Origin of the sequence: uncultured Jannaschia sp. (assembly GCF_947494055.1) — a bacterium.
In the GTDB taxonomy this organism is placed as follows: domain Bacteria; phylum Pseudomonadota; class Alphaproteobacteria; order Rhodobacterales; family Rhodobacteraceae; genus Jannaschia.
On sequence record NZ_CANLTR010000002.1, the window covers coordinates 53,917 to 77,927 of the forward strand.

19 protein-coding genes are annotated in these 24,011 nt (G+C 68.2%); 3 read left to right on the plus strand and 16 right to left on the minus strand.

Annotated features, from left to right (window positions below):
• Positions 1-62 precede the first annotated feature (62 nt).
• From Q1A87_RS02300 to Q1A87_RS02360, 13 genes are all read right to left on the minus strand, one after another.
• Positions 63-1,319, minus strand: coding sequence for a VWA domain-containing protein (locus Q1A87_RS02300; RefSeq protein WP_299646663.1), 1,257 nt, complete (start codon positions 1,317-1,319; stop codon positions 63-65).
• A gap of 147 nt (positions 1,320-1,466) precedes the next feature.
• A complete protein-coding gene (locus Q1A87_RS02305; RefSeq protein WP_299646665.1) occupies positions 1,467-2,153 on the minus strand; it encodes a D-lyxose/D-mannose family sugar isomerase in 687 nt (228 codons plus the stop codon).
• Between the two features lie 52 nt (positions 2,154-2,205).
• The gene (locus Q1A87_RS02310) at positions 2,206-2,562 is read right to left on the minus strand and encodes a DUF1850 domain-containing protein (RefSeq protein WP_299647093.1); all 357 of its coding nucleotides are present in this window, start codon (positions 2,560-2,562) and stop codon (positions 2,206-2,208) included.
• A gap of 14 nt (positions 2,563-2,576) precedes the next feature.
• Positions 2,577-4,649 (minus strand): TRAP transporter permease, encoded by a 2,073-nt coding sequence (locus Q1A87_RS02315; protein ID WP_299646667.1) that lies wholly within the window; start codon positions 4,647-4,649, stop codon positions 2,577-2,579.
• A 71-nt stretch (positions 4,650-4,720) separates the two neighbouring features.
• Positions 4,721-5,680, minus strand: a complete 960-nt coding sequence (locus Q1A87_RS02320) for a TAXI family TRAP transporter solute-binding subunit (RefSeq protein ID WP_299646669.1) — start codon at positions 5,678-5,680, stop codon at positions 4,721-4,723.
• Positions 5,681-5,801: 121 nt separating this feature from the next.
• Positions 5,802-7,838 (minus strand): NADH:flavin oxidoreductase, encoded by a 2,037-nt coding sequence (locus tag Q1A87_RS02325; RefSeq protein ID WP_299646671.1) that lies wholly within the window; start codon positions 7,836-7,838, stop codon positions 5,802-5,804.
• A 77-nt stretch (positions 7,839-7,915) separates the two neighbouring features.
• Complete coding sequence (locus Q1A87_RS02330) at positions 7,916-8,872, minus strand: dipeptide ABC transporter ATP-binding protein (protein WP_299646673.1); 957 nt, start codon at positions 8,870-8,872, stop codon at positions 7,916-7,918.
• The gene (locus Q1A87_RS02335) at positions 8,869-9,846 is read right to left on the minus strand and encodes an ABC transporter ATP-binding protein (RefSeq protein WP_299646675.1); all 978 of its coding nucleotides are present in this window, start codon (positions 9,844-9,846) and stop codon (positions 8,869-8,871) included. Before Q1A87_RS02335 ends, Q1A87_RS02330 begins: the two co-directional genes overlap by 4 nt.
• 5 nt (positions 9,847-9,851) lie before the next feature.
• The gene (locus Q1A87_RS02340) at positions 9,852-10,757 is read right to left on the minus strand and encodes an ABC transporter permease subunit (RefSeq protein ID WP_299646677.1); all 906 of its coding nucleotides are present in this window, start codon (positions 10,755-10,757) and stop codon (positions 9,852-9,854) included.
• On the minus strand, positions 10,757-11,764 hold the full coding sequence (locus Q1A87_RS02345; protein ID WP_299646679.1) for an ABC transporter permease subunit: 1,008 nt from the start codon (positions 11,762-11,764) through the stop codon (positions 10,757-10,759). The genes Q1A87_RS02340 and Q1A87_RS02345 overlap by 1 nt, the downstream gene beginning before the upstream one ends.
• The gene (locus Q1A87_RS02350) at positions 11,758-12,867 is read right to left on the minus strand and encodes a Xaa-Pro peptidase family protein (protein ID WP_299646681.1); all 1,110 of its coding nucleotides are present in this window, start codon (positions 12,865-12,867) and stop codon (positions 11,758-11,760) included. Before Q1A87_RS02350 ends, Q1A87_RS02345 begins: the two co-directional genes overlap by 7 nt.
• A gap of 63 nt (positions 12,868-12,930) precedes the next feature.
• On the minus strand, positions 12,931-14,523 hold the full coding sequence (locus tag Q1A87_RS02355) for an ABC transporter substrate-binding protein (RefSeq protein WP_299647096.1): 1,593 nt from the start codon (positions 14,521-14,523) through the stop codon (positions 12,931-12,933).
• 157 nt (positions 14,524-14,680) lie between these two features.
• The gene (locus Q1A87_RS02360; protein ID WP_299646683.1) at positions 14,681-14,881 is read right to left on the minus strand and encodes a hypothetical protein; all 201 of its coding nucleotides are present in this window, start codon (positions 14,879-14,881) and stop codon (positions 14,681-14,683) included.
• A gap of 175 nt (positions 14,882-15,056) precedes the next feature.
• Between Q1A87_RS02360 and Q1A87_RS02365 the strand changes: the two genes are divergently transcribed.
• Both Q1A87_RS02365 and Q1A87_RS02370 read left to right on the plus strand, forming a co-directional pair.
• Entirely contained in the window at positions 15,057-15,626 is a 570-nt protein-coding gene (locus tag Q1A87_RS02365; RefSeq protein ID WP_299646685.1) for a type 1 glutamine amidotransferase domain-containing protein, read from the plus strand.
• A gap of 55 nt (positions 15,627-15,681) precedes the next feature.
• Positions 15,682-16,722 (plus strand): alpha/beta hydrolase, encoded by a 1,041-nt coding sequence (locus Q1A87_RS02370; RefSeq protein ID WP_299646687.1) that lies wholly within the window; start codon positions 15,682-15,684, stop codon positions 16,720-16,722.
• 109 nt (positions 16,723-16,831) lie between these two features.
• Here the strand turns inward: Q1A87_RS02370 and Q1A87_RS02375 are convergent, their stop codons facing one another.
• Complete coding sequence (locus Q1A87_RS02375; protein WP_299646689.1) at positions 16,832-19,123, minus strand: FdhF/YdeP family oxidoreductase; 2,292 nt, start codon at positions 19,121-19,123, stop codon at positions 16,832-16,834.
• 120 nt (positions 19,124-19,243) lie between these two features.
• On the opposite strand from Q1A87_RS02375, the gene fdhD reads away from it, so the two are divergent.
• Positions 19,244-20,092 carry a formate dehydrogenase accessory sulfurtransferase FdhD gene (fdhD, locus tag Q1A87_RS02380; protein ID WP_299646691.1) on the plus strand — a complete coding sequence of 283 codons (849 nt, stop codon included), beginning with the start codon at positions 19,244-19,246 and terminating at the stop codon, positions 20,090-20,092.
• 647 nt (positions 20,093-20,739) lie between these two features.
• Here fdhD and glpK read toward each other — a convergent pair.
• Positions 20,740-22,230: a glycerol kinase GlpK gene (gene glpK, locus Q1A87_RS02385; RefSeq protein WP_299646693.1), complete on the minus strand. Its 1,491-nt coding sequence runs from the start codon at positions 22,228-22,230 to the stop codon at positions 20,740-20,742.
• Positions 22,231-22,294: 64 nt separating this feature from the next.
• A complete protein-coding gene (locus Q1A87_RS02390) occupies positions 22,295-24,010 on the minus strand; it encodes an ABC transporter substrate-binding protein (protein WP_299646695.1) in 1,716 nt (571 codons plus the stop codon).
• Position 24,011: the final 1 nt, after the last annotated feature.

Consider the following 24,011-nt stretch of genomic DNA (forward strand, 5'->3'; position numbering starts at 1 on the left):
CCAAATCACGGGGCTGTTATGCGATAACAGGCCGACGTCGGCCAATGACCGCCCGCCATTGGTTAACGATCTGAGATCCCCGACTTTCCGTGACGTCGCATCCGCTGCATCGCGCCTGGATCGTCCGGGCGGGACAACGCGTCGGCCAGTCCTTCGAGCGCCGCGATCGAATGACCCGCGCGCAGCGTGTCGACATGCGGCAGCAGGGCACGAATGCCCGTGGCGCGGGGCGCGAATCCTTCGAAGCGCAGCAGCGGGTTCAGCCAGATCACGCGGCGCGCACTCAGGTGCAGGCGCTCGGCGGCGCGCGCGAGCAAATCCGGATCGCCACGATCGAGCCCGTCCGTGACGAGCAGCACGACGGCCCCCGCGCCCGTCACCCGTCGGGACCAGTCGCGGTTGAAGGCATGGAGCGCCTCGCCGATCCGCGTGCCGCCCTCCCAATCCTGCGCTTCGGCCCCGGCGGCGGCGAGGGCGGCGTCGACGTCGCGCGTGGCGAGGTGGCGCGTGACGTTGGTCAGGCGCGTGCCGAAGGTGAAGGCATGGACCTGTGCCCAACCCTCTCCCTGACGGTTGGAGACGGCGTGCAGGAAGTGCAGGAGCACGCGGGAATAGGACGACATCGAACCGGAGATATCGCAGAGGGCAACGAGGTTCGGCCAGCGAATACGGGGCGTTGCGCGACGAAGTTCGTATAGCTCGCCGGACCGCAACGCGGCCCGCAGCGTGGCTCGCCGGTCGACCCGGCCCGTACCGGCGGGGGCGTTTCGGCGCGACGGAATCGGCGGCATTGGCAGGCGCAGCGTCGCGAGCATCCGTTTCGCCGTCGCCATCTCGGCGGTCGACATCTGCTCGAAGTCGAGCGTCCGCAACCGTTCGCGCCCGCTCGCCGTCGCCGTTGCGTCGATTTCGAGGACGGGCGCCTCGGAGGTCTCGCCCTGCTCTACGGGCGGTGCCTGATCGAGCAACGCCTCGGCCGCCCGCTTCTCGGCCGGACGCGGCGCGCGCGCCTCCTGCACGCCGCGCATGGTCGGGGTGAGCAGGGCCATCATGTGTTCGAGGAAGCGCGGGTCGCGCCAGTAGAGGCGGAACATCTGCGCGAAGGTCGCGCGGTGTTCGGGCCGGCGCACGAAGACGGCTTCGAGCGCATGGTAGAAGTCGGCGCGGTCGGTGAAGCCCGCCGCGGCCACAGCGCGCGTGGCGAGGATCAGGCGGTCCGGCCCGGCCGGCAGCCCGGCCCGGCGCAGCGCCGCCGCGAAATGGGCGATGTTGCCGGCGAGGCGCGGGTCGTCGGGAAGGTCGAGTGCTCCGTGTTCCATTCGCCTGCCTCCGCGCGCTCACGCCACGACGCTAGGTGCGCCGGCGCGGCGACGCCACCCTGATCGCTTGCCGGCAGGATGCGCGACCTGATGGCCCCGGTTGCTTCGAGGGCGGAGTCCGATCCCCCCTGGCGGAAGGGTCCCGCCTCAGGTGAGCCAGGTCGCGTAGTCGCTGACGAGAAGATGGGTCGGTGCAACGTCTTCCTCGATCTCGGAGAAACGGCCGATCGGGTCACGGTAGATGTTGTCGGTCTCGTCGTCGTTCACCGTCGAGACCTCGCCGATCAGCACGTCCCCGCCCTCGCCCCAGAACGCGTGCCAGTCGCCGGGACGCAGCGTGACGCTCTCGCCCGGCGCGAGGTGCAGCCGGTCTCCGGGCGCGTAGTCGCGGCGGATGCCGTCGCACCAGACGGTGCCGCCCGCGCCCTCGTCGAAGCGGCCGGCCTCATCGGAGCCGTAGAGTTCCACCGCCAGCGTCGCGCCGCCGCGGTTGATGATGTCCTCGGCCTTGAGGAGATGCGTGTGCATCGGACTCAGCTGGTTCTCGGCGGAGATGAGGAGCTTTTCGGCGTAACACATGCCGCCGCCCTTCTGCAGGTCCGCGAGGAGGCCGTTGCGCAGGGTGAAGAGGAACAGCCCCATCTCGTCGTAGCGGCCGGCGCCGAAATCGGTGATGTCCCAGCCGCAGCGCGCGTCGATCACGTGCCGCGCCGCGTCCTTGCGGGCGGCGAACTCCTCGGGGGACCAATGCGCGAAGGGCGGCAGGGCGAAGCCGTTCGCCGCGATCATCTCGGCGGCCTGGGCCATGATGCGGTTGATGTCGGAACGTTTCATATGCGGTCTCCCCGTGGCTGCCTCCGATCCCTACTTCGGGGGCCGGCCGGGCTCAATCGATGGCTGACGCTCCGCAAGGCGCGATACGCAGCGGCCCGCCGGGCGCGGCGCCGAGTTCACGACAGGTCCCGTCGGCGCAGAGGGTCCAGCCCCCCGTGGTCGCACCGGACGCCGCGAGATGCAGCGCCGGCACGTCGAGCCCGCCCGGGCTGACCCACCAGCCGTCCCGCAGGACCGCGTCCGGCCCCGGCTCCATCCCCGCGCCCGAGCCGCGAACCGCCGCGCTCCGCAGCGTGAGGTGATCGCCCGCGATGGTCCAGCGCTCGACCCATTCCGTCCGCTCGACCGAATGGGTCCAGCGGAGCGTGAAGTCCGGCGCGGCGAGGTGGAGGAGCGTCGCGCCCAGCATCAGGCAGGCGCTGCTCACGCCGGGGCGACCGCACGGTTGCGGAACCAGATCAGGCCCCCGGTCAGGGCGGCCAGCGCGAAACCGATCTCGTCGGTCAGCGGCAGCGACGCGATGAGCGTGAACGCCGCGACCATCGCGAGCGCGCGGACGGGCCAGCCGAGCCGCGTGCCGAGCCATCCGATCACCGCCAGTCCCCAGAGCGCGATGGAGAGCGCGGTCTTGGCGATCACGTAGGCCACGGCCGGCCAGAACCCGATCGCGTCGGCCAGCGGGCCGCCGGGCTGCAGCATCAGGACGGGGGTGTAGACCGCCATGAAGGGGATCACGAAGCCGGCGGCGGCGACCTTGATGGCCTCCATCGAGATGCGCAGCCCGCTGGCCCTGGCGATCGGGGCGGCGGCGAAGCAGGCGAGCGCCACGGGCGGGGTGAGGTCGGCGAGGATGCCGAAATAGAAGACGAACATGTGGCTGACGATCAGCGGCACGCCGAGCTGCAGCAGCGCCGGCCCCGCGATCGAGGAGGTGATGATGTAGTTCGGGATCGTCGGAATCCCCATGCCGAGGAAGATGCAGGTGATCATCGTAAGGACGAGCGAGAGGAACAGGTTGTCCTGCCCGATGGCGACGATGAACTGCCCGAACGTGTTGGCCGCCCCGGTCAGGGTCATCGTCCCGATGATGACGCCGACGAGCGCGCAGGCGACACCCACCGGCAGCGCGGTGCGCGCGCCCTCGGCGAGGCTGTCGCGGCAGAGGGCCAGCGTCTCCCGCCCGCCGTGCGAGACGGCGCAGATGGCGATCAGCACCGCGACCGCGATCACGAGCAGCCATGTCCCGTATTCGAGGAACGCCGCCGCGACGAGGCCGAGCGCGATCCAGAACACGCCGCGGACGGCGCGGGACGGCAGCCCGAGGACGATCGAGCCGCCGAGAATCAACAGGACAGTCAGGCCGAGGCCAACGGTCCCCGCGAAGAGCGGCGTGTAGCCGCCGAACAGGAGGTAGACGAGGACGCCGAGCGGCAGAAGCAGCATCCAGCCGTCCTTCAGCGCCCGCAGCGGCGAGGGCAGATCGGCCGCCGGTAATCCCCTCAGGCCGTGGCGTCCGGCCTCGAGATGCACGATCCAGAAGGCCGAGGCGAAGTACAGGATCGCCGGGACGAGCGCGGCCTTTACGACCTCGACGTAAGGAACGTCCAGCGTCTCGGCCATGATAAAGGCGACCGCGCCCATGACCGGGGGCATGATCTGTCCACCCATCGAGGCGGTGGATTCGACGCCCCCCGCGAATTCGGCTCGGTAGCCGAAGCGCTTCATCAGCGGGATCGTGAACTGCCCCGTCGTGACGACGTTGGCCACGCCCGAGCCGGAGATGGTGCCCATCAGGCCCGACGAGACGACCGAGACCTTGGCCGCGCCCCCCTGCCGGTGACCGAAGAGGCCCATCGAGACGTCGGTGAAGAGCTTGATCATCCCGGCCCGCTCGAGGAACGAACCGAACAGGATGAACAGGAAGATGTAGGTCGAGGAGACGTAGATCGGGATGCCGTAGATGCCCTCGGTCCCGTAGGTCATGTGGTCGATGACCTGCTCGAAGGCGTAGCCGCGGTGCTGCAGCGGGAACGGCAGGTATTGCCCGAACAGGCAATAGCCGAGGAATACGCCCGAGATGATCGGCAGCGCGATCCCCATCATCGCGTAGGCGGCCGCGAAGACGGTGACGAGGGCCACGACCCCCATCACGATGTCGGTCGTCAGCGGCCGGCCGGCGCGCAGGATCAGGTCGTTGTACTCGACCCATTGGTAGGCCGCGACCGCGACCCCCGCGAGCGCGAACGCCCAGGCGAGCGGGCGGAGCGCGCCCCCGCCCTTCGCGTAGGCGACGAGCGGAAAGGTGAGGAACATCAGGAAGCCCACGTGGACCGCGCGGACGATCTGGCTCGGCATGTCGATGAGGTGACCGGCGGTCGCGATCTGGAACACCGAGAACAGGACCGCGACCCAGAAGAGCGCGCGGCCGACGAAGCCTTCGGGAAAGCTTACGCCGTGGGATTCCTGTGGCACCGGCGGAGCGGCGGCATCGGTCATGGCTCGGGTCCGGGACGAAGACGGAACGGACGCCGCACGGATGCGCGGCGTCCTGACTTGTAGCGGTCAGATCACTCCTGGAGGAGGCCCTGCTCGCGGTAGTAGCGCTCCGCGCCCGGATGCAGCGGGATCGGCATGCCGTCGAGCGCCGCGTCGATCGAGATCTGCGTCGCGGCCTGATGCGAGGATGCGAGCGTTTCCAGGTTCTCGAACAACAGCTTCGTCATCTGGTAGGCCGTCTCGTCGGAGACGTCGGCATGGGTGACGAGGAAGTTCGGGATCGACACCGTGGCCACGTCCGCCTCCTGCCCGTCATAGGTGCCGGCGGGAATCGTCGCCGCCTGGTAGGGCGCGCCGAGGCTCTCGGCGATATCGGCGGGGATCTCCACCACGGTGATCGGCACGGAGGAGGACAGGTCGCGGATCGAGGCCACGCCGAGCCCCGCCGATTGCAGCGTCGCGTCGAGCTGGCGGTTCTTCATCAGCTCGACCGACTCGGCGAAGGGCAGGTACTCGACCTTGCCGAGATCGTCGTAGGACATGCCCGCCGCCTCGAGGATCGCGCGCGCGTTGAGCTCCGTGCCCGAGGCCGGCGCGCCCACCGAGACGCCCATGCCGGCGAGATCCGAGAGCGTCGCCGCCCCGCTCTCCTCCAGCGCGACGAGCTGGATGTAGTTCGAGTAGATGCCCGCGATCCCGCGCAGCTGGTCGAGCTTCTCGGGGAAGCCCGCATCCGCGTCGCCCTCCCACGCCAGCGCGACGCTGTCGCCGAGCGAGAAGGCGATCTCGCCCCGGCCCTGCTGCAGCAGGTTCAGGTTCTCGACGGAGGCCTTGGTGGACTGCACCTGCGTGCGCGCGCCCTCGATCCCGTTGCCGTAGATGTCCGACAGGCCGACGCCCATCGGGTAGTACACGCCCGAGGTGCCGCCCGTCAGGACGTTGATGAATTCCTGCGCGCCCGCCGTGAGCGGCGCGGCGGCGACGGCCGATGCGATGACGGAGCCGCGCAGCGCGGCTTTCAGAATACCCATGATGTCCTCCCTGTGACGCGACCCCGGGACGGGCCCGGCCTCCGGTCGCGCGGATATGTGGCGGCATGTTCTCCGCAGATGGGCCCGCTCCGCAAGGGGTTTCTGGCTTCCGTGGCGACGCTCAGACCGTTCGCAGGAGCCGGAGCGCGTCGTAGATCGCGGCATGGGTGTTGCGCGGAGAGACCGCGTCGCCGATGCGGAAGAGTTGGTAGGCGCCGGCGGGATTGCGGGCGATCCGCTGCGGCATGCCAGCGATGAGCGCGTTGTGATCGACCTCGCCCAGGTTGCTGGACCCGTCCCGCAGGTCGAAATAGACCTCGTCGAAGGGCCGCGTGCCGCCGTTCACCACGACCTGATCCACCTGACGCGTGCGCGTGACCCCGCCGTAATCGGAGCCCAGCGTCGCGCGGAGCGCGTTGCCCTCCGGTGCGACCGCGTCGAGCTTCCAGGTGACCGTGAAGGTCACGTCGTGCTTCTGCAGCTGCCGCATGGCCGGCGTGAGCGACATGCCCATCACCTCGGGGGCGAAGGTGCGGTCACGGGTGACGATCTCGACCGCTCCGCCCGTCTCCGCGATCCGCTCGGCCGCCTGTAGCCCCGCCTGATCGCCCGCCTCGTCCCAGATCAGCACGTTCGCGCCGGGCCGCACGTCGCCCGAGATTATGTCCCAGCTCGACACGACGCGGTCGTTGCCCTCCGCCAGAAGCTCCGTATGCGGCAGGCCGCCGGTCGCGACGATCACGACATCGGGCGCGTCGGCCCGCACCTCTTCGCCCTCGGCGAAGCTGTTGTAGCGGAACGTCACGCCCAGTCGCTCGCATTCGGCGACACGCCAGTCGACGAGCGACATCATCTCCGACCGGCGCGGGGTCTGCGCGGTCAGACGCACTTGACCGCCCGGATCGTTCGCGGCCTCGTGGACGATCACCTCGTGCCCGCGCAGCGCCGCGACGCGCGCGGCTTCGAGCCCGCCGGGACCGGCGCCGACGATCACCACGCGGCGCGCCGCCTCCGCCGGCGCGATCTCCTGCGGCTGCTCCAGTTCGCGCCCGGTCGACGGGTTGTGGATGCAGAGCGCCGCGCCGCCCTGATAGATGCGGTCCAGACAATAATTCGCGCCGACGCAGGGGCGGATGCGGTCCTCCTCCCCGCGCAGGATCTTCCCGATTATGTGGGGCTCGGCAATGTGGGCGCGGGTCATGCCCACCATGTCGAGCTTGCCTGTGGCGACGGCGTGGCGGGCGGTGGCGACGTCCTGGATGCGCGCGGCGTGGAAGGTCGGCAGGCCGGTAGCCGCGCGGATCTCGCCCGCGAAATCGAGATGCGGCGCGCTGCGCATGCCCTGCACCGGGATCACGTCGGTCAGTGCGGCGTCGGTGTCGATATGGCCGCGGATGACGTTGAGGAAATCGACGAGCCCGCTCTCGGTCAGGCGGCGCGAGATCTCAAGCCCCTCCGCCTTGGTGACGCCGCCCGGCATCGCCTCGTCCCCGGCATAGCGGATGCCGACGATGAAATCCGGCCCGACCCGGTCGCGCACGGCGCGCAGCGTTTCCATCGCGAAATGCATCCGGGCGTCGAGGTCGCCGCCCCACGGCGCGCCCAGGTCGTTGAGCGCGGGCGACCAGAACTGGTCCATGAAATGGCCGTAGGATTCGAGCTCGATTCCGTCGAGCCCGGCCGCCTGCATCCGCTCGGCGGCGTCAGCGTAGTCGCGGATGATCCGCGCGATGTCCCACGCCTCGACGACCTTCGGGACGGCACGGTGCGCAGGCTCCCGGTAGGCGCCGGCGGCGACCGAGGGCAGCCAGTCGCCCGCGTCGTACCGCGTTCGGCGGCCCAGATGGGTGAGCTGGATCATCACCGCGCAGCCGTGGTCGTGGCATTCGTCGGCGAGCGCGCGCATCCAGCCCACGACCTCGTCCTTCCAGGCGAGGATGTTGTTGAAGGCCGGCGGGCTGTCGCGGGACACGGAGGCCGAGCCCGCCGTCATGGTCAGCGCGACCCCGCCCCGCGCGCGTTCGGCGTGATAGGCGCGGTAGCGCTCCTTCGGCATCCCGTCCTCGGCATAGGCCGGTTCATGGCTCGTCAGCATGAGCCGGTTCTTCAGCGTCAGATGCTTCAGCCGGTAGGGTTGCAGCAGGGGATCGTCGGACATCGGGCCTCCTCGGTCGGCCGACGCTTTTCCGTCCGCGCCGCCCTGTCAAGCGACGTGCGCCACGATCCCGGCCGCGATCAGTTCTCCGGGAAGAAACAGGCTGCGGGATGATCGCTGTCGTCGAGTTCCGGGCGGACCTGCCGGCACTTCTCCTGCGTCTTCCAGCAACGCGGCGCGAACGGGCATCCGTCCGGGATGGCGAGCGGCGACGGCAGCTCCCCCTGTAGCTGGATGCGCTCCTTCTGGCCCCGCGGATCGGCCTTCGGCGTCGCCGAGAGAAGCGCCTTGGCGTAGGGATGCTTCGGCGCGCCGAACACCGCGTCCTTCGTCCCCCGCTCGACCGCGCGGCCGAGATACATGACGATCACGTCGTCGGCGACGTGGCGGACGACGCTCAGGTCGTGGCTGATGAAGAGGTAGGCCAGATCCAGCCGCTCCTGCAGGTCGACGAGGAGGTTCAGGATCGCCGACTGGATCGACAGGTCGAGCGCGGAGACCGGCTCGTCCAGCACCAGAACCTTCGGGTCGAGCATCAGCGCGCGGGCCACCGCGATCCGCTGGCGCTGCCCGCCGGAGAACATGTGCGGGTAGCGGTCGAAATGCTCGGGACGCAAGCCGACGAGGCGCAGCATCTCGCGCGCCTTCTCCTCGCGCTTGGCCTTCGACATCTTCGGGCGGTTGATGACGAGCGGCTCCATCAGGATCTGGCCCACCCGTTGTCGCGGGTTGAGCGAGCCGTAGGGGTCCTGGAAGACGATCTGGACCGAGGCGCGCAAGCTCGCCCAATCCTCCGGCCGGACATCCTTGCCGTCGAGCGTCAGCCGGCCCGCTGTCGGCGCCTCGATCATCGTGACGACGCGGGCGAGCGTGGACTTGCCGCAGCCGCTTTCGCCCACGACGGCGAGGGTCTTGCCGGCATAGAGGTCGAAATCGACCCCGCCGAGGGCACGAAGCGTCCGGCTCTGCCGCAGGAACCCGCCGCGGACCTCGTAATGGCGTTCGAGCGCGCGGGCGGTCATGACGGGGGCGTTCACGAGGCGATCCTCTGGTCGGTGTTGCGTGGGTAGAAGCAACGCGCGTAGCCCAGATCGGGGCCGAGGGGCGGCGGCGGCTCCGCCCGGCACCTGGCGTCGGCGAACTTGCAGCGCGGCGAGAAGAGACATCCCTTCGGGCGGTCGAACTGCCCCGGCACGACGCCGGGGATGGTCGGCAGCCGCCGTTCCGTCGCCCGCTCGGGCAGCGCGTCGAGGAGCGCGGCCGTATAGGGGTGGTGCGGGCTGTCGAAGAGCGGCACGACCGGCTGCTCCTCGACCTTCTGGCCGGCATATTGCACGCTCACCCGTTCCGCCGTCTCCGCCACCACGCCCATGTCGTGCGTGATGAGGACGAGGCCCATTCCCGTGTCCTTCCTCAATCCGGCCAGCAGGTCGAGGATCTGCGCCTGGATCGTCACGTCGAGCGCGGTCGTCGGCTCGTCCGCGATCAAGAGCTTCGGCCGGCAGGCGATCGCCATGGCGATCATCACGCGCTGGTTCATGCCTCCGGAAAGCTGGTGCGGGAAGGCCGAGAGGCGACGCTCGGGGTCGGGGATGCCGACCTGCTCGAAGAGCTCGATCGCGCGGGCGTGCCGCGCGCGCCGGCCGAGGCCGAGGTGGAAGCGCAGGGCCTCCTTGATCTGCCAGCCGACGGGGAAGCAGGGGTTGAGCGACGACATCGGCTCCTGGAAGATCATCGCGAGGTCGTTGCCGATGATCCGCCGGCGCGCCCTGGCCCCGATCCGCAGCAGGTCCTGGCCGTCGAACGTCATCTCGTCGGCCGTCACCGTCGCCGTCCAGGGAAGCAGGCCCATCAGCGCCAGCATGGAGACGGACTTGCCGGAGCCGCTCTCCCCGACGACGGCGAGGATCTCGCCGGCATCGACGTCCTGATCGACGGAATCGACGGCACGGAACTTGCCCGAGGCCGTGGCGAAGTCGACGCTGAGATTGCGGATGCGGAGTAGCGACATGACGGTCAGCTCCGTTTCAGCTTGGGGTCGAGCGCGTCGCGCAGCCCGTCGCCCATCAGGTTGATCGCCAGCACGGTGACGAGGATGGCGAGGCCGGGGAAGGTCACGACCCACCAGGCGCGCAGGATGAACTCGCGCGCCTCGGCCAGCATCGTGCCCCATTCCGGCGTCGGCGGCTGCGCCCCCATGCCGAGGAAGCCGAGCGCGGCGGCGTCGAGGATCGCGGTCGAGAAGGAGAGCGCGGCCTGCACGATGATCGGCGCAAGGCAATTCGGCAGGACGGTCACGAACATCAGCCGGAAGTAACCGGCGCCGACCACCCTGGCCGAGGTGACGTAGTCCTTCTGACGCTCGGACATGACGCTTGCGCGGGTGAGGCGGACGTAATGCGGCTGGAGCACGATGGCGATGGCGATCATCGCGTTCAGGAGCGACGGCCCCAGCACCGCGACCAGCACCAGCGCGAGGAGGAGCGACGGGAAGGCCAGGATGATGTCCATGATCCGCATGATGATCGCGTCGAGCCAGCGTGGCGCAAACCCGGCCACGAGGCCCATGAGGATGCCGCCCGTGGCCGCGATGGCGACGACGACGACACCGACGAAGAAGGAGAACCGCGCGCCGACGATCAGACGCGAGAGCAAGTCGCGGCCGAGCGGGTCGGTCCCGAGGAAGAAGCGCCATTCCCCGCCGGCTTGCCAGACGGGCGGCTGGAGCGTCGCGCTGCGGAACTGCGCGGTCGGGTCGTGCGGCGCGATCCAGGGGCCGAACAGCGCGAGGAATGCGAAGACGGCGAAGATCGACAGGCCGATCACAGCGCCCCGGTTCTCCCGGAAGTAGAACCAGAACTCACGCAGGCGGCCGGGGCGTTCCTCGACCATCGCGGCTTCGGCGGAAAGGGCCTCGTCCATCAGCGCTTCCTGATCTTGGGGTTGATGACGCCGTAGAGCATGTCGACGGTCAGGTTCACCAGCATCACCATCACGGCGATGAGGAGCAACCCGCCCTGCACAACAGGATAGTCCCGCCGGAAGATGGAATCGACCATCCACTTGCCGATGCCGGGCCAGGAGAAGATCGTCTCGGTCAGGATCGCGCCGGCGAGGAGCGTGCCGACCGACAGGCCGATCACGGTGATGACGGGGATCAGCGCGTTGCGCAGCGCGTGGATGCCGTTGATCCGGCCGGGCGCGAGGCCCTTGGCGCGGGCGGTGCGGATGTAGTCCTCGCCCAGCACTTCGAGCATGGCCGACCGCGTCTGCCGCGCGATCACGGCGAGCGGAATGGTACCCAGCACGATCGTCGGCAGCAGCAGGTGACGCACCGCGGAGAGGAACGCACCGGACTGGCCGGATGCGAGGCTGTCGATCAGCATGAAGCCCGTCGGGTCGGGGAAGAAGTAAAGCAGGTCGATCCGGCCCGAAACCGGCGTCCATTGCAGGATGCCCGAGAAGACGATGATGAGGAGCAGCGCCCACCAGAAAATCGGCATCGAGTAGCCCACCAGCGCGGTCGACATCAGCGCCCGGTCGAAGAACTTGCCCCGGTTCACCGCCGCGATGACGCCCGCAGGCAGACCAAGGACGACCGCGAAGATCATCGCGCAGATCGACAGCTCCAGCGTCGCCGGGAACAGCGCGAAGAACTCGTCCCATACGGGTCGCTTGGTGACGAAGGACTGGCCCAGATCGCCCCGCAGCACGCCGGTCAGGTAGTCCCAGAACTGTATCCAGATCGGCTGATCGAAGCCGTATTGCGCCGAAAGCTCGGCATAGCGCTCTTCGGTCAGGCCGCGCTCGCCCGCCATGACGACGATCGGATCGCCGGGCAGCGCGCGGATGAAACCGAAGGAGATGAGCGTGACGCCGATGAAGGTCGGCACGAAGGTCAGGATGCGGGCGAGGATGTAGTTCAGCATGGCAGCACCGTCAGCTCCTTCGGGAATTGGGTGAGCGACACGCAGCCGTCCTCGGTGACCAGCACGTCGTCCTCGATCCGCACGCCGAACCGGCCGGGCGCGTAGAGGCCGGGCTCGTTGGTGAAGACGGTGCCCGCGTCGAGTGCCGCGTGGTTGCCGCGCATAATGTAGGGCGCCTCGTGCACCTCGCGGCCGAGGCCGTGGCCGGTCTTGGTGCGAATGCGATCGGCGAAGGGCGAGGCTTCGAGCACACCGGTCACCGCGTCGTCGATCTCGTGCGCGGTGATGCCGGCGCGCGTGACCTCGAAGCCACGCCGATTGGCGCGAAGCACGGTGTCGTAGACTTCCCGCGCCTCGTCGCTTGCATGGCCGAAGAACACGGTGCGGGTGATGTCGGCCGCGAAGCCGCTTACGCGCGCGCCGAAATCGAAGAGGAGCGCGTCGCCGGGCGCGATCGCGTAATCCGCCCGCGCCTTCGCGTGGGGGCGGGCCGAATTGTCGCCCGCCGCGACGATCGGGCCGAAGGCCAGCGCCTCGGCCCCTTCCGCGAAGAGGTTGGAGACGAGCGACCGTTCGATCTCCGCCTCGCTCTGTCCCGCCCTTATGCCTTCGAGCGTCCGCGCCAGCGCGCGTTCGGACACGTCGATCGCGGCGCGGAGCGCGTCGAGTTCGCCGGCGGTCTTGACGGTGCGGAGCCCGGAAATCTCGGCCTCGGCATCGACGATCCGCAGGTCCGGCTGCGCCCGGAGGAGCGCGTGGTGCACGAAGACGCGCATCACCTGCCCCTCGACGGCGAGCGAGGCGATCCGCAGATGCGACAGGAGCGCGTCGAACGCCGCGACGTAGCCGTCCTGATCGCGCCAGTCGAACACGGCACCCTCGAACCCGATCGCGTTCCAGGAGCCGAGCTCGAGGTTCGGGACAACGGCCGCCGGGGCGGCCCCGGCGGGGACGACGATCAGGAAAGGGCGTTCGTGGCTCGAGAAGGGATGCGGCACGACGCGGGCGAAGTTCGGGCCGGGCACGAGCGCGACCGCGTCGACGCCCAGGGTCCGGGCGATCTGCGCGTAGGGTTCGAGACGGTCAGACAGGGTATCCGGCATCGGGGTGCTCGCGGAATGGGTCCGCCGGCGACGCACGAAGCGCCGCCGGCGGATAGGGTACAATTACTCGGACAGGCCGACCTGGTTGAAGATGTGGCCGCCGAGCGGGTGGACGACGTAGCCCTCCACTTCGGGGCGCATCGTCATGAACACGACCGAATGCGCGATCGTGGCCCAAGGCGCCTGCTCCTTGAAGATGACCTGCGCCTCCTCGTAGAGCGGCGTGCGCTCCTCCTGCGTGGACTTCGTCTTGGCTTCCTGGATGACCTCGTCGAAGGGCTCGTGGCACCAGTTCGCGCGGTTCGAGTTGCCGACCGCGTCGCAGCCCAGAAGCACGGCGAGGAAGTTGTCCGGGTCGCCGTTGTCGCCGGTCCAGCCGAGCAAGACGGCGCCGTCACGGTCCTCCGCCTTGGAGCGCTCGAGATATTCCCCCCACTCGTAGGACACGATCTCGACGTCGACGCCGACCTGTGCGAAATCCTCCTGGAGCAGCTCGGCCATGCGGCGGGCGTTCGGGTTGTACGGACGCTGCACCGGCATCGCCCAGACCTTCATCGACAGGTCGGTGACGCCCTCCTCCTCGAGCATCGCGCGGGCGGCCTCGGGGTCGTATTCGTCATCCTCGACCGCGTCGTTGTAGGACCACATGGTCGGCGGAATCGGGTTCTTGGCGACCTCGCCCGAGCCCTGGAACACCACGTCGATGATGGCGTCCTTGTCGATGGCCATGTTGAGGGCCTTGCGGACGTTCGGATTGTCGAACGGCTCCATGTTCGTGTTGTAGGCGAGGTAGCCGACGTTGAGCCCCTCCTGCTCCATCACGACGATGTCCTCGGCATCCTTCATCGCCTGCACGTCGGCGGGGTTCGGATAGGCCATGATGTGGCACTCGCCGGCCTGCACCTTCTGGTAGCGCACGGAAGCGTCGGGCGTGATCGCGAAGATCAGCGCCTCGACCTTGGCCGGGTCGCCCCAGTAATCCTCGTTGCGCAGGTAACGGATCACCGCGTCCTTCTGGTAGGCCTGGAAGGTGAACGGGCCGGTGCCGACGGGCTGCTGGTTCAGCATCTCGGGCGTGCCGGCCTCCATCATCGCGTCGGCATATTCCTTCGACAGGATGGACGCGAAATCCATCGCCATGTTGGCGATGAAGGGCGCTTCGGGCCGCGTGAGATTGAAGCGGACGGTGTAGTCGTCGACCTTCTCGATGCTCTCGACGAGGTCGGGCATCGACATGCTCTCGTAATACTCGAACGTGCCGCCGGAGACGGAGTTGTAGGGGTTCTCGGAATTGCCCTGACGGTCGAAGCTGAAGATCACGTCGTCGGCGTTCAGGTCACGGGTCGGCGTGAACTGGTCGTTCGAGTGGAACTGCACGCCCTCGCGCAGCTTGAAGGTGACCGTCATGCCGTCGTCCGAGACTTCCCAGCTCTCGGCGAGGCCGGGCACGACCTCGGTGGTGCCGGTCTTGAACTCGACGAGCTTGTCGTAGAGCGGGTGGCTGGAGGCGTCGAAGGTCGTGCCCGCGGTATAGAGCGCGGGGTCGAATCCTTCGGGCGAGCCTTCCGAGCAATAGACGAGCGATTGCGCGCTTGCCGCGGACGCGCCGAGCGTCGCAAGCAGCACCGCGGTCGCGATATCACGTTTCATTGGCATCATGCATTCTCCCAGTTGGACGTTCCGCCGACCGGCGCGAAGACCGGTCGCGAAGGGCGGACTTGCTGCCGCTCCGGCGATCCTGAACCCTCAGGCGCCGGACCGCCACCGTTCTTTACGCGAGCCTCGCCCGGAGTTCGAGAGGCGGCACGGGACGTCACTTTGCGGTCGCCGCGATCGTCCAGCTGCCGGGGACTGGCAATCGCTCCGGGGGTTTCGCAAGTGCGAACGTCTCGCTGCGCTCGGCCGGCATGGACGCGTATTCGTCCGCCCGAAATGGGCCCGGCACGCCGATCGCGCGAATGAAACTGGGCCATTCGAGCTTGCACGCGGCCTCGACGTCGAAGCGCGAAGCCATGCCGGCGGCGATCCGGTATCAGGCGACCGGCACCCTTCCGACGCGGCGCGACCGTGCCGCGGAGATACCGTGTCCCACGCCCGTCTCGTCGACCGGATGTGAAGGAACATCGGTCGGCGGATCGTGTTCGGCTGGTCTGGAACGTGCATTCCTTAACCAGCCGATGGAGCTCGACATGCAACTCGATGGAAAGAAGATCGCGATCCTCGTCGCGCCGCGCGGCACGGAGGAGCCGGAATTCGTCAAGCCGAAGGAGGCCGTGGAGGCCGCCGGCGGCACCGTGACCGTCGTCAGTCTGGAAGGCGGTACCGCCAGGACGGTGAACGGTGACCTCGATCCGGGCGGCGAATACCAGATCGACAAGACGGTCGGCGAGGTCTCCGCCGACGAATTCGATGGGCTCGTCATTCCCGGCGGCACGGTCGGTGCCGACAAGCTGCGGGCCGATGCGGACATCGTGTCCTTCGTGCGCGCCTTCTTCGAGCAGTCGAAACCCGTCGGCGCGATCTGTCACGGGCCCTGGACGCTGGTCGAGGCGGACGTGCTGAGCGACCGCAAGCTCACCTCCTATCCGTCGCTGCAGACGGATATCCGCAATGCCGGCGGCACCTGGACGGACGCGGAGGTGGTCGTCGACCACGGCCTCGTCACCAGCCGCAATCCGAACGACCTGCCGGCGTTCTGCGACAAGATCGTCGAGGAGTTCGCCGAAGGTCGCCACGAGGCGCAAAGCCTGAGCGCCTGAACGCTCACCCTTTCGCCGGTCCTTTCCGGCCAAACCTAGACAAGAGAGCCTTTTCATGACGAACCCGATTTACGCCACGCTCGCCGGCCTTACGCTGGCCCTGCCGCTGACCGCGACGGCCGAGCAGCACACGTTGCCCGAGGGGGAGGTCGTGCTGTCGCCCGATACGCAAGCCTTCATCGACAGCATCGCCGACGCCCCGCCGATCAACACGCTGCCACCGGAGGAGGCGCGGCAGGTCCTCATCGACACGCAGACCGGCGCGGACGTCGAGATGCCCGCCGCCTCGGTCGAGGAAATGACGCTCGACATCGGCCCGACGGGCAGCGTCACGGTCCATGTCGTCCGTCCCGACGGCACGGAGGGCGAGACGCTGCCCGGCGTGGTCTACTTCCACGGCGGCGGCTGGATCCTCGGCAACTTCACCACGCACGAACGGCTGATCCGCGAGCTCGCCGACCAGTCGGGCGCGGCGATGGTGTTCGTCGATTACGCCCCTGCCCCCGAGCAGAAGCATCCCGTCCAGCTCGAGCAGGATTTCGCGGTGCTCCAGCATGTCGCCGAGAATGCCGGCGAGTACGGGATCGACCCGGAGCGGCTGGCACTGGCCGGCGATTCCGTCGGCGGTCAGATGGTGGCCGTCGTGGCGCAGATGGCGAAGGAGGAAGGCCCGGAACTCGACGCGGTCGCGATGCTCTATCCCGTCACCACGGCGAACCTGACGAGCGAGTCCTACGAGCTCTTCGCCGACGGCCCGTGGCTCAGCAAGGCGTCGATGGAATGGTTCTGGAACGCCTACCTGCCGGAAGACGCCGATGCGTCGGACCCGATGATCTCGCCGCTGAACTACAGCGAGGACGAACTGGCCGACCTGCCGCCCGCGCTGGTCATTACCGATGCGAACGACGTGCTGCGCGACGAGGGCGAGGCCTTCGCGGCGAAGCTTGTCCGGGCGGGCGTACCGACCGAGCAGGCGCGTTACGAGTTCACCATGCATGACTTCATGATGCTGAACCCGCTGGCCAAGACTCCCGCGACGGAAGCTGCGATCGAGCAGACGGCCGGGTTCCTTCGGGATCACCTATCCGCCGAGTAAAGGGCCCGCGTCCCTATCGAAGACAGAACGCCCGGCTTGAAGCCGGGCGTTCTGCGTTCCGCAGGCGCGCCCCGACCGCTTGACAGCGACCGGAGCGCGACAGCATCTCTCAGGCTTCGATCCGCACCGGCGCGCCCTTATAGGCCGGCGTCTGTGACTTGGTCTCGTGGTAGGCGAGCGGCACGAGCGGGTTCAGCTCCGGATAGTAACCCGCCACGCATCCGTCGGGCAGATCGTAGGGCGTGACCGTCAGCCCCCTGACGCGCCGATCTATGTCGTCGTCGTAGGTCGAGACGAGCGTCACAATCTGCCCCTTGGAGAGACCGAGCCGGGCCATCTCCTCCCGGTTGACCAGAACGATGTCGCGCGAGCCTTCGAGGCCCCGCAACCGGTCGGAGAAGCCGTAGATCGTCGTGTTGAATTGGTCGTTCGACCGCAGCGTGACGAGCGTCATCACGTCGCCGCCCCCCATATCACCCAGGGCCGAAATCACCGTCGGCGCGGTGAATCCCGCTTTCCCGCTCTCCGTCTGCCACGTCCGGTCGCGTGCGGAATTACCGCGATAGAAGCCGCCCGGCTCGAACATGCGGGCGTTAAAGTCGCGGAAATCGTCCGGATAGCTCTCCTCGATCAAGTCGCGGATGCGGGCGTAATCACCGGTCCAGCCGGCCCAATCGACCTTCGGGTTGGGCTCCAGCGTCGCAGCGGCCAAGCCCGCCACGATGTCAATCTCGGATTTCAGATCGCCCTCGGGCGCGCGGGCCTTGCCGATCGATCCGTAGATGTGGCTGAGCGAGCATTCGATGGTGACGGCCTGCGGCCCCGTCGCCTGCAAATCTTCCTCGAGACGCCCGAGGCAGGGAAGCAGGTAGGTCTCCTTTCCCGGGCAGAGGTGTGTGCGGTTCAGCTTCGTGGCGATGCAGACCGACAGGTCGAGATCGGGCCAGGCCGCCTCCATCCGTTCCCGGTCCGGGAGTGCGCGCACGAGGTTGCCGCCGAGCAGGATCATCGCCTTCACCCGACCGTCGAGCATCCCCTCGCAGGCATGCACGGCGTTCAGTCCTTCGTCGCGCGGGGCGGTGAAACCGAACATCTTCTCCATCTTGTCGAGGGGCACGAGCTTGGGCTTCTCGGCGATGCCCACGGTCCGCTGCCCCTGCACGTTCGAATGCCCGCGCACCGGGGAGATCCCCGTGCCCGGCCGCCCGATATTGCCGCGCAGCATCAGGAAGTTCACCAGCATCCCGAGGTTCTGCCAGCCGTGGACATGCTGGGTCAGGCCCATGCCGTAGATGCCGATCACCTTGCGCGCGTTCAGGTAGACGTCCGCCGCGGTCCGCAGCATCTCTTGCGTCAGGCCCGAGGCCCGCTCGATCTCGGACCATTGCATCGCCCGGACGGCTGCGACCATCTCGTCGAAGCCGGTCGTGTGGGTGCTAATGAAGTCGTGGTCGAGCACCTCGTGCGGCGCCGCATCCTCGGCCTCGAGGACGACGCGGATCATTCCGGCCAGCGCCGCGATGTCGCCGCCCGGGCGGACCTGGAAGTAATGCGTGGAGATCTTGGTTGGCTTGCCCACCGTCATCTGTAGCGGGTTCTGCGGGTCGACGAACTCGATCAGCCCCTTCTCGCGCACCGGGTTGAAGGTCACGATCTTGCAGCCCCGGTCGACCGCCGCCTTGAGCGGGTGCAGGAAGCGCGGCGAGTTCGAGCCGGTGTTCTGTCCGAAGAAGAAGATCGCGTCGCATTCGTCGAAGTCTTCGAGCACGCAGGTTCCGACCGGCGAACCGATCAGCTCGTCGAGGCCCACGCTCGTCGTCTCGTGACACATGTTCGAGCTCTGCGGCAGGTTGTTGTGACCGTAGAGCCGCGCGAAGAGCTGGTAGAGATAGGACGCCTCGAGCGAGGCATGGCCGGACGAGTAGAAGACCGTCGATTTCGGGTCGAGCCGCTTCAGCGCCGCGCCGATCGCGGCGAAGGCTTCCTCCCATTCGACGCGCACGTAGCGATCCTGCGTGGCATCGTAGCGCATCGGGTGGGTCAGACGCCCCTCGCGCTCGAGCTCGTAATCCGGACGGTCCCGCAGCTCGGACAACGTGTGCGCCGCGAAGAAATCGGGGCCGGCCCGATGCGAGGTCAATTCATGCAGCGTCGCCTTGGCACCGTTCTCGCAGAACTCGAAGGCATGCGGATTGGCCGGCTTCGCCCACGCGCAGGAGGTGCACATCACGCCTTCCGGCTTGTTCTGACGCGCCAGCGTGCGGGCCGCGTCCCCGCTGTCCCATTCCTTGCCGAAGATCCGCGTGATGCCCTCGAGCGAGCCCCATCCACCGGCGGCGTTCTCGTATTCCGGCGTGTTCTCGTCGTGCTCCGTCGGATCGTGTCTGTCGGTATCGGCCATTGCGCTGTCCCCTCGTTCAAGATCCTCGTCAATGTCGGACGGAGCTGGACGTCCGGCTCGCGTGACGTAGTTTCGACGGAATACCAAGCCAGAACTTTCTGCAAGCCGCGGGGGATCGCCGTGAAAGACCAGAGCGTGACAGCCGGGCTCGACGAGCGCGTCACGGACCACGGCGCCGACCTGACGCGCCGCGTTCGGTTCACCCGGATCTCGATGGAGGACGATCCGCGCGATCAGGTTCGCGACGTCGCCGTGGAGGTTCCCGTATCGATCGAAGTGAACGGTATCGGCATCGCAGTGATGATGGCGACGCCGGACGCGCTCGACGAATTCGCCGTGGGCTTCGCGCGCGCAGAGGGCCTGATCGACCGGGCGGACCAGGTGGCGGGTATCGACCGGCACCGGCATTCGCTTGGCTGGATCGTGCGGATGCGTGTCGATGCGACCGCCACGGCCCGCGTCCTCGCGCGTGCCCGAACGCGGGTCACGGAGACGGCCTGCGGCCTATGCGGTTTGGAGAACCTCGAAGCGCTCGCCGCTCCCTTGCCGCGGATCTCCCGCCCGATGCGCATCGCGCCCTCTGCCATCGGAGCGGCTCTCGACCACATCCGCACTCTGCAGGATCTCGCGCGCCGCACGTCGGCCACCCATGCGGCCGCGCTCTGCGACCCATCGGGCGAGATCGTCCTGATGCGCGAGGATGTCGGCCGCCACAACGCGCTCGACAAGGCGATCGGCGCCGGCATGCTTTCCGGGTTCGCCTTTCCGGACCTGTTCGCGCTCGTCACGTCTCGGCTGTCATTCGAGCTGGTCGAGAAGGCCGCGCGCGCCGATCTGGGCGCGCTCGTCGCGATGTCGGCGCCGACCTCGCTGGCGCTCGACCGCGCCGCCGAAGCCGGGCTGCCGGTGATCGCCTCGGCGCGTCCGGACGGCGCATTGGCGTCGCTCATCGGGCCGCTCGCAGACTGAAGGGTGCTTGAGTCAGTACCGGGCTGAGCGGTGCAGGTTGACTGGCGCATCAGGGTCTCGACGGTGGGTCTTGCTCAATGGGGGTCAGCCCGGGTGCTGTTGTCGTCCCGGATCGCTCGTCGGCGGTGACGTCCAGTTCATCGCCAGATCGGATTGGATCGCCAGAACGATGCGCAGCCTCAGGGCTTCGTCGCAGGCCAACTACTTGACGACGCCATGAAACACGACGACGAGCCGGGCGCCTCAACCTGCGCCTCTGTCGTCGTCGGTGCGGTCAACCCGCTTGGCTATTACGACTGGACAAGCCAGTCCTGCCGATCTCGACAACAGGATCGTCGCGGCCCAAGCTACTCGCGCCGGCGTGGTCCTGCCCGGCACAATCTACAACTTCGATCTGGTCTGCATGCCTCTGTCGAACGAGAACGGTCGCAATGGCCCCGCAGGCGTCAGGGCCGCATCCGCCGCAAGATGGAGGCGCGCCTCCAAGCCGCTGCGCTGGACGTGTCCCCGTTCGTTCAGGGCGCTAGCGACTCAATCGGCTCAGGAGCACGACCGAGCCGGTTCGCGCAAGGTAAGGCGCCGGCGGGCCGGCGCTTGGAGTGCATCGTCACAGGACGCGTAGCAACGACAATGCTCGCGCACGAAGATTACTCTCCAGTGCCAATGACCGCTCGAATTGCGGCGTTCCACGCGGCCAGCTTCCGGTCGCGGGTCTCGGGCGGCATCTGCGGCGTGAATTGCCGGTCCAGGGACCAGGACCCGGCGAAAGTGTCGAGCTCCGGGTAGACGTCCGCGCCACGCCCGGCGAGCCAGCCCGCACCGAGCGCGGTCGTCTCGAGGATGGCGGGCCGGTCGACGCGGGCGTCGAGGATGTCGGCGAGGAATTGCAGCGCCCAGTCCGATGCACTTAGGCCGCCGTCGACGCGCAGCGCGGTGTCCGCCTCCGGTGTCCAGTCGGCACGCATCGCCTCGAGCAGATCGCGTGTCTGGTAGCCGACGCTCTCCAGCGCGGCACGGGCGAACTCGGCCGGGCCGGTGGCGCGGGTCAGCCCGAAGATCGCGCCGCGGCAATCCGGGCGCCAGTACGGCGCGCCGAGGCCGGTGAACGCGGGAACCAGGACGACGTCCTGCGACGGGTCGGCACGTGCGGCGAGGTCCTGTGTCTCTTCCGCCGCGCGGATCAGCCCGAGCCCGTCGCGCAGCCATTGCACGACCGCGCCGGCCACGAAGATCGACCCTTCGAGCGCGTAGGTCGGCTGGCCGTCGAACTGGTAGGCGATCGTGGTGAGCAGCCGGTTCTGCGACCGGACCGGCTCCGTCCCGGTGTTGAGGAGCGCGAAGCAACCCGTGCCGTAGGTCGACTTGACCATGCCGGGGCGGAAGCAGGCCTGCCCGATCGTCGCGGCCTGCTGGTCGCCGGCGACGCCGATGATCGGGATCTCGCGGCCGAAGAGGTCGGGGCGGGTCGTGCCGAACTGCGCGTCGGTGTCGCGAACCTCGGGCAGGAGCGAGGTCGGGACGCCCAGCATCTCGCACATCTCCGCCGACCAGCGGCCTGCACGGATGTCGTAAAGGAGGGTGCGGCTCGCATTGGTCGCGTCCGTCGCGTGGACGGCGCCGCCGGTGAGGTTCCAGATCAGCCAGGAATCCACCGTGCCGAAGGCCAGTTCGCCTGCCTCGGCCCGCCCACGGGCGCCGTCGACATTGTCCAGAAGCCAGCGGATCTTGGTGCCGCAGAAATAGGGGTCGATCAGCAAGCCGGTGATGTCGGTGACGGCCTCTTCGTGACCCGCTTCGCGTAACTCGGCGCAGAGCCCGGCGGTCCGACGGTCCTGCCAGACGATGGCGTTGTGGATCGGGCGGCCCGTCCTGCGGTCCCAGATCAGCGTCGTCTCGCGCTGATTGGTGATGCCGATGGCGGCGATGTCGGCCGGCCGGATGTTCGCCCGCTCGATCGCCGCGCGACAGGTGGCGGCGGTGGTGGACCAGAGGTCGGCGGGGTCGTGCTCGACCCAGCCGCTCCGCGGGAAATGCTGGGGGAACTCCTCCTGCGCCAGTGCGGCGATCTTCATCTCGCCGTCGAAGACGATGGCCCGCGAGGAGGTGGTGCCCTGGTCGATGGCCAGAACGTGCGTCATGGGATCGGCCCCGTACGTGGAAAGGTCTCGGATGGCCGGGGCCCGAAGGCCCCGGCCGGTGGCGTCACTGCCAGGACTGGATCAGCTCGTCGTAGGAGACGGTCTGCGGTTCCTCGTCCTCGTTCTCGAGGGCCGGCTTCGGCGCGCCGGCTTCGTCGAGCCAGACCTGCGGGTCCTGCTCCTCGTTGAGGACCGGACCCAGGTCGCCCTGCACGCCGGCCCGCTCGAGGCGGGACATCACGTCCTCCATGTCGGCGCAGAGCTGGTCGAGCGCCTCCTGCGAGGTCTTGGCGCCGGACATCGCGTCACCGATGTTCTGCCACCAGAGCTGCGCGAGCTTCGGGTAGTCAGGCACGTTCGTCCCCGTCGGCGACCACTGCGTCCGCGCCGGCGAGCGGTAGAACTCGACCAGGCCGCCGAGGTTCGGCGCCCGCTCGGTGAAGTGATCCGAGTCGATCGTGCTCTCGCGGATGAAGGTAAGACCCACGTCCGACTTCTTCACGTCCACCGTCTTGGAGGTCACGAACTGCGCGTAGAGCCAGGCGGCCTTGGCGCGGTCGTCGGGCGTGGAGTCGAGGATCGTCCAGGAGCCGACGTCCTGGTAGCCGACCTTCATTCCCTCCTCCCAGTAGACGCCGTGCGGCGAGGGGGCGAGGCGCCACTTGGGCGTGCCGTCCTCGTTCATGACCGCCTCGCTGTCGACGAGCGGCGCCACGAAGGTGGTGTACATGAACATCTGCTGCGCGATGTCGCCCTGCCCCGGCACCGGGCCGGCTTCGGAGAAGGTCATGCCCGCGGCCTGCGGCGGCGAATAGTTCTGCAGCCACTCGATCGCCTTGTTGACGGCGTAGACCGCCGCCGGCGAGTTCGTCGCCCCGCCGCGTGCCATGCAGGCACCCACCGGTTGCGAGTTCTCGTTGACGCGGATGCCCCATTCGTCGACCGGCAGGCCGTTCGGCTCGCCCTTGTCGCCCATGCCGGCCATCGACATCCAGGCGTCGGTGTAGCGCCAGCCGAGCGACGGGTCCTTCTTGCCGTAATCCATGTTGCCCCAGACCGAAGTCGGCTCGCCCTCGATGTAGGACATGTCGCGGCCCGTGAAGAACTCGGCGATATCCTCGTAGGCGGCCCAGTTCACCGGCACGCCGAGCTCGTAGCCGTATTCATCCTGGAAGTCGGACTTGGTCTGCTCGTCGTTGAACCAGTCGTAGCGGAACCAGTACAGGTTCGCGAATTGCTGGTCGGGCAGCTGGTAGAGGTTTCCGTCCGGGCCGGTCGTGAACTGCGTGCCGATGAAATCGTCGAGGTCGAGGGTCGGCGAGGTGACGTCGGCGCCCTCGCCCGCCATCCACTCGGTCAGGTTGCGCGCCTGACCGTAGCGCCAATGGGTGCCGATCAGGTCGCTGTCGTTGACGAAGGCGTCGTAGACGTTCTGGCCCGACTGCATCTGCACCTGCAGGCGCTCGACGACGTCGCCCTCGCCGATCAGGTCGTGGGTGACGTTGATCCCGGTGATAGCCGAGAAGGCCGGGGCCAGCACCTGCGCCTCGTATTCGTGCGTGGTGATCGTCTCGGAGACGACGTTGATGTCCATCCCCTGGAAGTCCGCGGCGGCGTCGATGAACCATTGCATCTCGGCTTCCTGCTCCTCGCGGGTCAGGGTCGAGACGTCGCCGATCTCGGCGTCGAGGAATTGCTGCGCGGCCTCCATGTCGGCGAAGGCCGGCGGCGCGACGAGCGCGAGCGCCACGGCGGCGGTGGAAGTGAGTAATCGGTTCATG

What these genes read in the sequence shown, in the direction of transcription:
- glpK (WP_299646693.1), bottom strand. Translation starts at nt 22,230, where the DNA reads ATGACGCACGTTCTGGCCATCGACCAGGGCACCACCTCCTCGCGGGCC.
- Q1A87_RS02365 (WP_299646685.1), top strand. Translation starts at nt 15,057, where the DNA reads ATGCAACTCGATGGAAAGAAGATCGCGATCCTCGTCGCGCCGCGCGGC.
- Q1A87_RS02310 (WP_299647093.1), bottom strand. Translation starts at nt 2,562, where the DNA reads ATGCTGGGCGCGACGCTCCTCCACCTCGCCGCGCCGGACTTCACGCTC.
- Q1A87_RS02370 (WP_299646687.1), top strand. Translation starts at nt 15,682, where the DNA reads ATGACGAACCCGATTTACGCCACGCTCGCCGGCCTTACGCTGGCCCTG.
- Q1A87_RS02375 (WP_299646689.1), bottom strand. Translation starts at nt 19,123, where the DNA reads ATGGCCGATACCGACAGACACGATCCGACGGAGCACGACGAGAACACG.
- Q1A87_RS02315 (WP_299646667.1), bottom strand. Translation starts at nt 4,649, where the DNA reads ATGACCGATGCCGCCGCTCCGCCGGTGCCACAGGAATCCCACGGCGTA.
- Q1A87_RS02340 (WP_299646677.1), bottom strand. Translation starts at nt 10,757, where the DNA reads ATGGACGAGGCCCTTTCCGCCGAAGCCGCGATGGTCGAGGAACGCCCC.
- Q1A87_RS02360 (WP_299646683.1), bottom strand. Translation starts at nt 14,881, where the DNA reads ATGGCTTCGCGCTTCGACGTCGAGGCCGCGTGCAAGCTCGAATGGCCC.
- Q1A87_RS02335 (WP_299646675.1), bottom strand. Translation starts at nt 9,846, where the DNA reads ATGTCGCTACTCCGCATCCGCAATCTCAGCGTCGACTTCGCCACGGCC.
- Q1A87_RS02325 (WP_299646671.1), bottom strand. Translation starts at nt 7,838, where the DNA reads ATGTCCGACGATCCCCTGCTGCAACCCTACCGGCTGAAGCATCTGACG.
- Q1A87_RS02305 (WP_299646665.1), bottom strand. Translation starts at nt 2,153, where the DNA reads ATGAAACGTTCCGACATCAACCGCATCATGGCCCAGGCCGCCGAGATG.
- Q1A87_RS02345 (WP_299646679.1), bottom strand. Translation starts at nt 11,764, where the DNA reads ATGCTGAACTACATCCTCGCCCGCATCCTGACCTTCGTGCCGACCTTC.
- Q1A87_RS02350 (WP_299646681.1), bottom strand. Translation starts at nt 12,867, where the DNA reads ATGCCGGATACCCTGTCTGACCGTCTCGAACCCTACGCGCAGATCGCC.
- Q1A87_RS02390 (WP_299646695.1), bottom strand. Translation starts at nt 24,010, where the DNA reads ATGAACCGATTACTCACTTCCACCGCCGCCGTGGCGCTCGCGCTCGTC.
- Q1A87_RS02300 (WP_299646663.1), bottom strand. Translation starts at nt 1,319, where the DNA reads ATGGAACACGGAGCACTCGACCTTCCCGACGACCCGCGCCTCGCCGGC.
- Q1A87_RS02320 (WP_299646669.1), bottom strand. Translation starts at nt 5,680, where the DNA reads ATGGGTATTCTGAAAGCCGCGCTGCGCGGCTCCGTCATCGCATCGGCC.
- Q1A87_RS02355 (WP_299647096.1), bottom strand. Translation starts at nt 14,523, where the DNA reads ATGCCAATGAAACGTGATATCGCGACCGCGGTGCTGCTTGCGACGCTC.